The following is a 9,589-nucleotide window of genomic DNA, read 5'->3' as shown; positions in this document are numbered from 1 at the left end:
TATAGCGGTTTCGTGAACGGTTTACCAAACTTCAGGCGGGTGTGGTATGATAGCCGCAGTGGTCAAACCAGCTCCGTGCATCGGCGCTGGTAATCCAGTGTACGGCGTCTTGCAGCGCGTCGGTTAAGGCCTTACGGGTGCGGGCCTGCGCCGTGCGCAACTTGGTTTTGAGTTTGCTCCAGGCCTGCTCCACGGGACTGAAGTCGGGCGAGTAGGGCGGCAGAAACAACAGCTCCACGCCCCGCTCGGCCAGCCACTGTTTTACCCCGCTCAGCTTATGAGCGGACGCATTATCGAGCACCACCACGTCGCCTGCCCGTAAGCCGGGGGCCAGACACTGCGTGATGTACCAAGCGAAGCGCTGCTGATTGAGCGCCCCATCCAGCACTTGCACGGCCTGCAGCCCCCGCACCGACAACGCCCCGATCAGCGTCAGCGCCTTGCCCCGCTGCAGCGGGCTGGCCCCGCCTACCCGTTGCCCGCCCGGAGCCCGGGCATAGCGGCGGCCATAGTCCAAGCGCAGGGCCGTCTCGTCGAGAAAGTGGAAGCGGGCCACGTCGGGGCGGGTGCACACGCTGACTACGTGTGCGGCGCGCGCCGTCCTCACCCGCGGCGTGTCGCGCTCAGTGGCGTGCTGGCTTTTTTTTTGCGGCGCAAGTTGTGCTCCTCCAACACATCCCAGATACAGGTCTGGCACACGGACCGGCCCGAATATGCCTGCCAGGCCTGGTTCAACTCGCTGAGCGTGGCATCGGCGTGCTCCCCCACATAGGCCACGAGCCAGGCTTGATCGTCGGCCGAGAGCAAGCGCTCGACACCGCCACGAGCGGGTTTGGGCTGGAGCGAGCCGGTTTGGTGTTGATGAGCGAGCAACTTAGTAATAAACGAGTAACTCACGCCGAAGCGGTCAGCTACCTGTTGGCGGGTCGTGTGAGGCTCCGCGCTGGCGGCGGCCACGCGGGTGCGCAAATCGAGCGAGTAGGGTTTCATCACTGGTCAACCATAACAGATGGTAAACCGTTTACGAAACCGCTATAGTACGCAAGTGAATATAGCGCTTTCGCGAACAGTGTGTCTATTGTGTTGTAGAGACGCAACATTTTGCGTCTCGTCGTTGAACGGCAGTAGGCGCTGGGCAATGTCAGCAACGACGAGACGCAAAATGTCGCGTCTCTACAACAGGGTAAACCGTTTACGAAACTGCTATATTTGGTCGATTTGCTTAGTGGAGAACCCCTGCCTGCGTTGCCCGGCGCGCGCTTCGCGCCGCTGCTCACGCTGGGGCTGCTGGCCACGTTGCTGGGGGGCTTTTGGCTGCCTGCACTCTGGCTTGGCACAGGGATGTTTGCTCTCACCAATTCAGTATTCCATTTCTGGCAGCGCACGCGGATTCAGCGAATAGTGCGCCCGCTGATGCAACTGGGCCGCCTGCACCGGGCGGGGCGGGCGCTGCATCGGGCGGCCTTGCCCCTGCGGCCGCTTCAGCAACTGGAGGCGCCCCTGGCCCGGCTGAGGTCGGTTTTGCGGCGAGTGGCGTTCTTTCAGGTGGAGGATAATATGGGGCTGCTGGAGGCGCTCAAGATGCTGCTGCTGCTCGACCAACTGGTATATGCCCGCTGCCGGGCGGCCGTGCAGCAGCAGGCGCCCGCCATCCGGGCCGTGTTTGAAGCCGTCGGCTACGCCGACTGCGCTTTGGCGGTGGCCAGCTTCCGCCAGCGCTTCACCACCTGCGTGCCGCACTTCGGGCCGGCGGCCGAGGGCATCCGGCTGCACGGCGGCTACTACCCGCTGGTGCCGGGCTGCGTGCCGAATGACCTGGCCCTGTCCGAGGCGGGAGTCCTGCTCACCGGCTCGAACATGGCGGGCAAAACCACCTTCATGCGTACGCTGGGCCTGAATGTGCTGCTGGCCCAGACGATTGCGACGTGCTCGGCCACCGCCTACCGCGCCCCCTTTTGCCGGGTGCTCACCAGCCTCACTCTGGCCGACAGCCTGCCCACGGGCAAGAGCTATTATCTGGTTGAAGCCGAAACCATGCGGCAGCTGCTGCTGGCCTGCGACGCGGCCCCCGGCAGCTACCTGCTGCTGCTCGATGAACTCTTTAAGGGCACAAACACGCGGGAGCGAATCGCCGCTAACAAGGCCGTGCTGGCTTATTTGCAGCCGCGCAGCTGGGTGGTAGCAGCCACCCACGATGGCGAGTTGGGCGCGTTGTTGCACTCCAGCTACGTCGAATACCACTTTTGCGAAACGGTTACGGCCGACGACTGGTACTTCGACTACCGCCTCAAGGCCGGCCCGCTCACCACGCGCAACGCTATCCGGCTGCTGGCCCGCCTGCACTACCCGGCGCAGGTGGTAGCCGACGCGCAGGCGCTCAGCGCCACGCTGGCGGCGCAGAAGCAACCTGAAGGCCCGCAATCGGGCACGCCGGAAGAGCCTGTGCCGGCAAACGCTTTGACCGGAGAGGACTATCAGTTGGGCTAAAGCGCGCGATGCAGCGACAGTAGCCCGCGCCAAGCGCCGCTCCTCACATCTGCCAGGCGGCCAGTAGCAAGACCGGACGAGCGTTATGCTGGCACTACCACCACTTTCTTCGTCTCGAAGAATTCCTCGGCGAAAAAGTCACTCAAATTCACCACATCAGCCTTCAACCCCGATTCGGCAATTTCTTCGGTCAGGTCGCCGCCTTTGAGGTAGTAGAGGCCGGTGCCCGGGGCGGCTTCGGCGCGGGGCTTGTAGCGGTGGGCAATCCAGGTGTGGAAGGTGGCCAGGCGGGCTACGGCGCGGCTCACGATGTAGTCGTACTTGGTCGTGAGCTGCTCGGCGCGGGTCTGCTCGGCCGTTACGTTGGGCAGGTGCAGCATATCGGCCATGTCCTGCACGGCTTTTATCTTCTTGCCAATGCTGTCGACCAGATGAAACTTCACCTCGGGAAACAGGATGGCCAGCGGCAGGCCCGGCAGGCCCCCGCCGGTGCCCACGTCGAGCACCGACGCGCCGGGCGCGAACTCGACCACCTTGGCAATGCCGAGCGAGTGCAGGATGTGGCGCTCGGTGAGGTTGTCCACATCGGTTCGGGCCACCAGGTTGAGGCGCTCATTCCAGCCGCGGAACTCGGTTTCGAGCTGGGCAAACTGCCGGCGCTGCTGGTCGGTGAGGTGGGGGAAGTAGTGGTCGAGCAGGTTCATCGGGGAGTGAAAACGGGGGTGAAATAGAACGTCATTCAGAGCGAAGCGAAGAATCTCGCGGGCGGTCGTTGCAGTAGTAAATACCATTGCAATGCCCGCCCGCGAGATTCTTCGCTTCGCTCTGAATGACGTTCTGGGGAGCGTAATTCCTCCCTAGATAATTTCCTTTTTGCCCTTCACCATGTCGTAGAGCAGCTCGCGGGCGCGGTGGAGCTGGGCTTTCACGGTGCCCAGCGGGGCTTTGAGCTCGGTGGCAATTTCCTCGTAGCTCAGCTCGTCGAAGTAACGGAGCGTGACGAGGCGCTGGTACTTATCGGGCAGCCGCGACACGACGTGCTGCATGATTTCGATTTTCTGGTTTTTGATGGTCGTCTCCTGCGGATTCAGGTTCTGGTCGCGGAAGTCGATGGTGATTTCGTCGCCGTTATCAATCTTGATGGCCGAGTCAATCGACATCGTTTTGATTTTATTCTTGCGGATAAAATCGATACAGTTGTTGGTAGCGATGCGAAACAGCCAGGTGCTGAAGGCAAACTCGGGATTGAACTTGTGCAGGTTTTTGAACGCCTTGGCGAAGGCCTCGATGGTGAGGTCGTCGGCGTCGTCGGCGTTGCGCACCATTTTGAGCACGACGTGGTACACCGGCTTCTTGTAAATCTGCATCAGCTCGGCGTAGGCCTTTTCGTCGTTGTTCTCCACCGCGGCCCGAATCAGTTTGAAGTCGTGCTTGGCTTTGGCGGAGAACTGTTTTTCCTGATTTACTTCCATCGGAGCGAGCGGTTAAGGAATAGGGAGATTCCCAGAGCTAGGTAAGTTACGAAATATACGGCGTCGAGCAGCGGCAGCCAGGTGGCCGGCAGCTGGGCTTCGAGCCGACGGTTGAGTTGTTGATAAACGGCCCCCAGGAGCACGGTTCGCAGCAAGCACACCGTTGCCAAAGGTACCCAATCGGCGGGAGAAAACAGCAGTGCAACGGCCACGAAGTAGTATAAGAGATTCGACCCGATGAATGTTGCGAGCCGCACCCGATCGGCCAGCCGGTACTGGCGGCCGGCCGACAGATGCCGCCGTTTCTGCCGCCACCACGCGGCCCAGGTGGCGGCGCCTTCGCTGAGCGTGTGGGCGCCCGGCTGGGCCACTATGGCCGCCCGCGCCCCGGCCGCCACGGCGTCCTGCACCAGCAAATCGTCGTCGCCGCTGAGGCTGCGGATGTGCGAGGCGAAGCCCTTGGTGGCCCGGAAGGTGGCCGAAGTGTAGCCCAGGTTGCGGCCCACGCCCATGTAGGGCCGGCCGCGCCAAGCGAATGACAGATACTGCGCGCCCGTGAGCAGGGTTTCAAACCGAATCAACTTATTTAAAAGCCCCCGCTCGGGCACGTAGGCCGAATAACCGAGCACCAGCCCGGCCCCCTGGGCAAAGCCGCGCTGCATGTACCTGACCCATTGATTGGTGGCCGGAATGCAGTCGGCGTCGGTGAAGAGCAGGCGGGCGTGGCGGGCAGTTTTGATGCCCAGCGTGAGGGCGTATTTTTTGGGTGCCAGCCCGGCCGGCGTGCTGCGGATACTTACGAGCCGCACGCCCGGAAACTGCGCCGCCAGCGCGCCGGTGCCGTCGGTCGAGCGGTCGTCGATGAGGATGATTTCGAGCAGCTCGGCGGGGTAATCCTGGACCAGTAGCAGCGGCAGCAGGCGCTCCAGGTTGGCGTACTCGTTGCGGGCGCACACGAGCACCGAAACGGGCTGGTCGGCGGCGGCAGGCGTTTCCGCGGCGGGCGGGCGCGCGGCGAAGGCCCGGAAGTAGTAGAGCGCGAAGTAGAACTGCACCAGCACGGCCGCCAGCAGCAGCCAAACGGCCGGAGAATAGGAGAGCAGCATAAAGATTTTCAGGCCGTAAAAGTAGGTATTAGCAGTACCTTTGTGGTTTAAAAGCTGCAAGCCACAAGCTACCAGCTGCAAGCCTTCCTCTTGTGGCCCTTCACTTGTAGCTTGGGGCTTGCCGCTTGCAGCTTATCCAATGACTTTCGACTTAGTAGCCAACGACCCGCAGACCAAGGCCCGCGCCGGGGTGGTGCACACCGACCACGGGCCCATCGAAACGCCCATCTTTATGCCCGTCGGCACGGCCGGCACCGTGAAAGCCGTGCAGCAGCGCGACTTGAAGGACGACATCAAGGCCCAGATTATCCTCGGCAACACCTACCATTTGTACCTGCGCCCCGGCCTCGACATCATCCGGCAGGCCGGCGGGCTGCATAAGTTCAACGGCTGGGACCGGCCCATTCTCACCGACTCGGGCGGCTACCAGGTGTACTCGCTCAGCAACACGCGCAAAATCAAGGAGGAAGGCGTCAAGTTCCGCTCGCACGTCGATGGCTCGCAGCACCTGTTTACGCCCGAGGGCGTGATGGACATTCAGCGCACCATCGGGGCCGATATTATGATGGCCTTCGACGAGTGCACGCCCTGGCCCTGCGAGTACGCCTACGCCGCCCGCTCGCTCGACATGACCCACCGCTGGCTCAAGCGCTGCATTGCCCGCTTCGACAGCACCGAGGGCCACTACGGCTACTCCCAAACGCTGTTCCCGATTGTGCAGGGCTCCACGTTCAAGGATTTGCGTGTGAAATCGGCCGAGTTTGTGGCCGAGCAGGGCCGCGAGGGCAACGCCATTGGCGGCCTGAGCGTGGGCGAGCCGGCCGACATGATGTACGAGATGACCGAGCTGGTCTGCGACATTCTGCCCCAGGACAAGCCCCGCTACCTGATGGGCGTGGGCACGCCGGCCAATATTCTGGAAAATATTGCGTTGGGCGTGGATATGTTCGACTGCGTAATGCCCACCCGCAACGCCCGCAACGGCCTCGTGTACACCACCCAGGGCATCATGAACCTGGCCGCCCGCAAGTGGGCCGAAGATTTTGAGCCGATTGACGCCGAGCTGGGCGGCTACGTGAGCACGTTCTACTCGCGTGCCTACGTGCGGCACCTGTTCCACAGCAAGGAAATGCTCGGCCCCCAGATTGCCTCCATCCACAACCTCACCTTCTACCTCTGGCTCGTGAAGCAGGCCCGCGAGCAAATCCTGGCCGGCACGTTCCGCGAGTGGAAGGACGTGATGGTGAAGCGGCTGATGACCCGACTCTAAATCACTGATTCACGCTGATTAACCGTGATTTCACTGATTTCTTACGTTCTGTTTTTTGTTCTGATTTACTTTGTCTTGCCCTAATCTGATTGGCTTTGATCGACTTTGATTGGCCCTGATTCATCCACAATCAGCGAAATCACGATCAATCAACGTGAATCAGTGATTTATGAAGATTCTCGATAAGTACATCATCACCAAGTTTCTCACCGCGTTTTTCTTCACGGTGGTGTTGCTCGTGTCGGTTATCTGCGTGATTGACTTCACGGAGAAAAACGACGACTTCATTCAGCACAAGCTGGGGGCCTGGCAGATTATTTCGGAGTACTACGTGAACCTGTTTCCGTACTTCGCCAACCTGCTCTCGCCCATCACCGTGTTTATTGCGGTGGTGTTCGTGACGGCCCAGCTGGCCTCGCGCACCGAGGTGGTGGCCATGCTGGCCTCGGGCATCAGCTTCAACCGGTTTCTGCTGCCCTACATCATGGGCAGCGCTATTCTGGGGGCCCTCACGCTGGCCATGACGGGCTGGCTGATTCCGATTGCCAACAAAACGCGGGTCGAGTTCGAGAAGAAATACATCAAGAACCCCTACCGGTTCAGCGGGCGCAACGTGCACTTCAAAATCGGGCCCCAGGACTACGCGTTCATGGAGAGCTACGACAACGTGAACAACGTGGGCTACAAGTTCGCGCTCGAAACCATTGATGGGCAGGTGCTCAAGCGCCGCCTCACGGCCGAAGCCATCAGCTGGGACTCGACCAAGCAGGCCTGGCACCTGACGCCCCAGCTGCTCCGCACTTTCAGCGGCGAAAAGGAAAGCCTCAAGAGCCTGCCCCCCCGCGACACCACGCTCAACCTGTTTCCAAAGGATTTCGCCAGCACCTACCGCCTGCAGGAAACGATGACGCTGCCCGAGCTCAACCGCTACATCGACACCAAAATAGCCCGCGGCGCCGATGATACGCAGGTGTACCTGAGTGAGAAGTACGAGCGGTTCGCCTACCCCTACGCCATGTTCATCCTCACGGTCATCGGCGTGATTATGAGCGCCCGCAAGAGCCGCGCCGGCGTAGGCGGGCAGATTGCGCTGGGCTTCGTGCTGGCTTTCGTGTTCATCATTTTCGTGATTCTGAGCCGCAACCTGGCCGCCGTGGGCACCCTCTCGCCCCTGCTGGCCGCCTGGGTACCCAGCATCGTCTTCACCGCCATCGGCGCTGTGCTCTACCGGGTGATACCGCAATAGGCGATTTAGTGAGGTGAAATACGAACGTCATTCAGAGCGCAGCGAAGAATCTTGCGGGCTACTGTTGAACGACAACCGTTATAACGACTCCAAGCGAGATTCTTCGCTGCGCTCTGAATGACGTTCTTTTCATCTTTCACTTTCCCCACCCGCGCCAGCAGGTAATCCGAACGTCAAACTCACCAAATCACCACCTCACCAAATCACCTTGTGAAAGACTACCTGCGCCTGCATTTTATTGTGTTGCTCTGGGGCTTCACGGCTATTCTGGGCAAGCTGATTTCGGTGCCGCCCGTGGAGCTGGTGTTCTGGCGCACGGGGCTGGCGAGCCTGGGGCTGCTGGGGCTGCTGCTGGTGCGCCGCCGCCCCTGGCGCCTGCCGGCTGCCGACGCGGCGCGGCTGCTGGGCGTGGGCGCCCTGGTAGCGGCCCATTGGATTACGTTCTTCCTCTCGGCCCGGCTGGCGTCGGTGAGCGTGAGCCTGGCCGGCATGGCCACGCTGGCCCTCTGGACTTCCTTGCTGGAGCCGCTGATTCTTTGGCGCAAGGTGCGCGGCTACGAGGTAGGGCTGGGTTTGCTGACGATGGTGGGCCTTTACATCGTGTCGCAAGCCGAGTTGGGGCAGCTGCTGGGGCTGGGCGTGGCCATTATTTCGGCGGGGTTGTCGGCACTGTTCAGCGTCATCAACTCCAGGCTGGTGAAGCAGCACCCGCCCCTGAAACTCACGCTCTACGAAATGGCAGGCGCCTGCCTGAGCATCGCGCTGTTTCTGCCGCTCTACAGCCACTATTTCAGCAACGGCCGGGGCCTGCAACTGGCCCTGCACGGCTACGACTGGCTGTGGCTGGCGCTGCTGGCCGGCGTGTGCACGGTGTACGCCTTCTCGACTTCGGTGGAGCTGATGAAGCGCATTTCGGCCTTCGTGGTCAACCTTACCATCAACCTGGAGCCGGTGTACGGCATCATTATGGCTGTGCTGCTGTACTCGTGGGGCATAGCGGGCTTCGAGGAAGAAAAACTCTCGCCCGGCTTCTACGTGGGCACGCTCATCATCCTCACCAGCGTGCTCATCCACCCCGTCCTCGACCGTTGGGACAAGCGCCGGCTGCTCAGGCGCAACCCGGTGCTGGGCTAAGATACAGGCCCCGTTACAGCTGCCCGCTCCAGACCGTGTAGCCCGTCGGCCATGGCAGCTCCGGCGCCTGCGGCAGCTCCGGAAACAGCCCGTACACCGCCGAGCCCGAACCCGAGAGGCTGGCATACGTGGCCCCAGCAGCGTAGAGCTGCGCCTTCACCTCGGCCAGCACCGGATAAACCGGAGTTAAGGCCTCTTCGAAGTCGTTGCCGACGGTTTCGCGCCAGGTTTCCACGGGCGCTTGCAGGCTCTGGCGCAGGTCGTGGCGCGGGGTGCGGGGCACCACACGCGCGTAGGCCTCGGCCGTGCTGATATGCAGGCCGGGGTACACCACCAGGCAGGGCGTACCGCGCAGGTCGAGGGTGAAGTCGTCGAACATGTCGCCGCGCGAGTAGGCAAAAACCGGCTCGTTGCGGATAAAAAAGGCGCAGTCGGAGCCCAGGCGGCGGGCGTAGCTTTCGAGTTTCTCGGGCGTCAGCTTCAACTCGAACTGGCTGTTGATGGCCTTCAGGGCAAAGGCGGCATCGGCCGAGCCGCCCCCCAGTCCGGCCCCGATGGGCACGTCCTTATGCAGGTGCAGCTGCACCGGCGGCAGGTCGAAATCGGCGGCCAGCAGCTCGTAGGCCCGCCGGCACAGGTTGGTTTCGGGCGCGCCCGGAATGGGCAGGCCGCTGAATTGAAGGCTGGTTTCGGCCCCGGCAGTTGCCGGCAGCACCTCAAAGGCATCGGCCCAGGGCAGCGGCACAAACACCGATTCGAGGTTGCGGAAGCCGTCGGGCCGCTGGCCGGTGATGTAGAGGCCCAGGTTGAGCTTGGCGTTGGGGAAGACGAGCATAGTTGGATTTAGCTACAGGCTGCAAGCTACAAGCCGCAA

The 9,589-nt window shown here is 61.8% G+C and carries 10 protein-coding genes; 4 read left to right on the top strand and 6 right to left on the bottom strand.

The annotated features are described in order from the left end of the window. Nucleotides 1-31 precede the first annotated feature (31 nt). A complete protein-coding gene (locus H145_RS0118185; RefSeq protein WP_240471662.1) occupies nt 32-607 on the bottom strand; it encodes an IS630 family transposase in 576 nt (191 codons plus the stop codon). Then, complete coding sequence (locus H145_RS24540; protein ID WP_019947012.1) at nt 604-990, bottom strand: hypothetical protein; 387 nt, start codon at nt 988-990, stop codon at nt 604-606. Before H145_RS24540 ends, H145_RS0118185 begins: the two co-directional genes overlap by 4 nt. 219 nt (nt 991-1,209) lie before the next feature. Here H145_RS24540 and H145_RS23065 point away from each other — a divergent pair, with 219 nt between their 5' ends. After that, complete coding sequence (locus H145_RS23065) at nt 1,210-2,487, top strand: MutS-related protein (RefSeq protein WP_157541780.1); 1,278 nt, start codon at nt 1,210-1,212, stop codon at nt 2,485-2,487. 83 nt (nt 2,488-2,570) lie between these two features. On the opposite strand, the gene rsmG is transcribed toward H145_RS23065, so the two are convergent. The 3 genes from rsmG to H145_RS22020 form a co-directional block, all read right to left on the bottom strand. Continuing rightward, complete coding sequence (rsmG, locus tag H145_RS0118170) at nt 2,571-3,191, bottom strand: 16S rRNA (guanine(527)-N(7))-methyltransferase RsmG (RefSeq protein ID WP_019949586.1); 621 nt, start codon at nt 3,189-3,191, stop codon at nt 2,571-2,573. A gap of 153 nt (nt 3,192-3,344) precedes the next feature. After that, entirely contained in the window at nt 3,345-3,959 is a 615-nt protein-coding gene (locus H145_RS0118165; RefSeq protein WP_019949585.1) for an RNA polymerase sigma factor, read from the bottom strand. Next, on the bottom strand, nt 3,950-5,065 hold the full coding sequence (locus H145_RS22020) for a glycosyltransferase (protein WP_071595242.1): 1,116 nt from the start codon (nt 5,063-5,065) through the stop codon (nt 3,950-3,952). Before H145_RS22020 ends, H145_RS0118165 begins: the two co-directional genes overlap by 10 nt. 139 nt (nt 5,066-5,204) lie before the next feature. Here H145_RS22020 and tgt point away from each other — a divergent pair, with 139 nt between their 5' ends. The 3 genes from tgt (at nt 5,205) to H145_RS0118145 (ending at nt 8,715) form a co-directional block, all read left to right on the top strand. After that, nucleotides 5,205-6,335 (top strand): tRNA guanosine(34) transglycosylase Tgt, encoded by a 1,131-nt coding sequence (gene tgt / locus H145_RS0118155; RefSeq protein WP_019949583.1) that lies wholly within the window; start codon nt 5,205-5,207, stop codon nt 6,333-6,335. 169 nt (nt 6,336-6,504) lie between these two features. Continuing rightward, entirely contained in the window at nt 6,505-7,581 is a 1,077-nt protein-coding gene (locus H145_RS0118150) for an LptF/LptG family permease (RefSeq protein ID WP_019949582.1), read from the top strand. A 210-nt stretch (nt 7,582-7,791) separates the two neighbouring features. After that, nucleotides 7,792-8,715, top strand: a complete 924-nt coding sequence (locus tag H145_RS0118145; RefSeq protein ID WP_019949581.1) for a DMT family transporter — start codon at nt 7,792-7,794, stop codon at nt 8,713-8,715. Nucleotides 8,716-8,728: 13 nt separating this feature from the next. On the opposite strand, the gene ispE is transcribed toward H145_RS0118145, so the two are convergent. Beyond that, entirely contained in the window at nt 8,729-9,550 is an 822-nt protein-coding gene (gene ispE, locus H145_RS0118140; RefSeq protein ID WP_019949580.1) for a 4-(cytidine 5'-diphospho)-2-C-methyl-D-erythritol kinase, read from the bottom strand. Nucleotides 9,551-9,589 lie beyond the last annotated feature (39 nt).

It is taken from the genome of Hymenobacter aerophilus DSM 13606 (assembly GCF_000382225.1).
Lineage (GTDB): Bacteria > Bacteroidota > Bacteroidia > Cytophagales > Hymenobacteraceae > Hymenobacter > Hymenobacter aerophilus.
The sequence above is the reverse complement of the archived record's forward strand: the minus strand, read 5'-3'. Positions and strand labels throughout refer to the sequence as shown.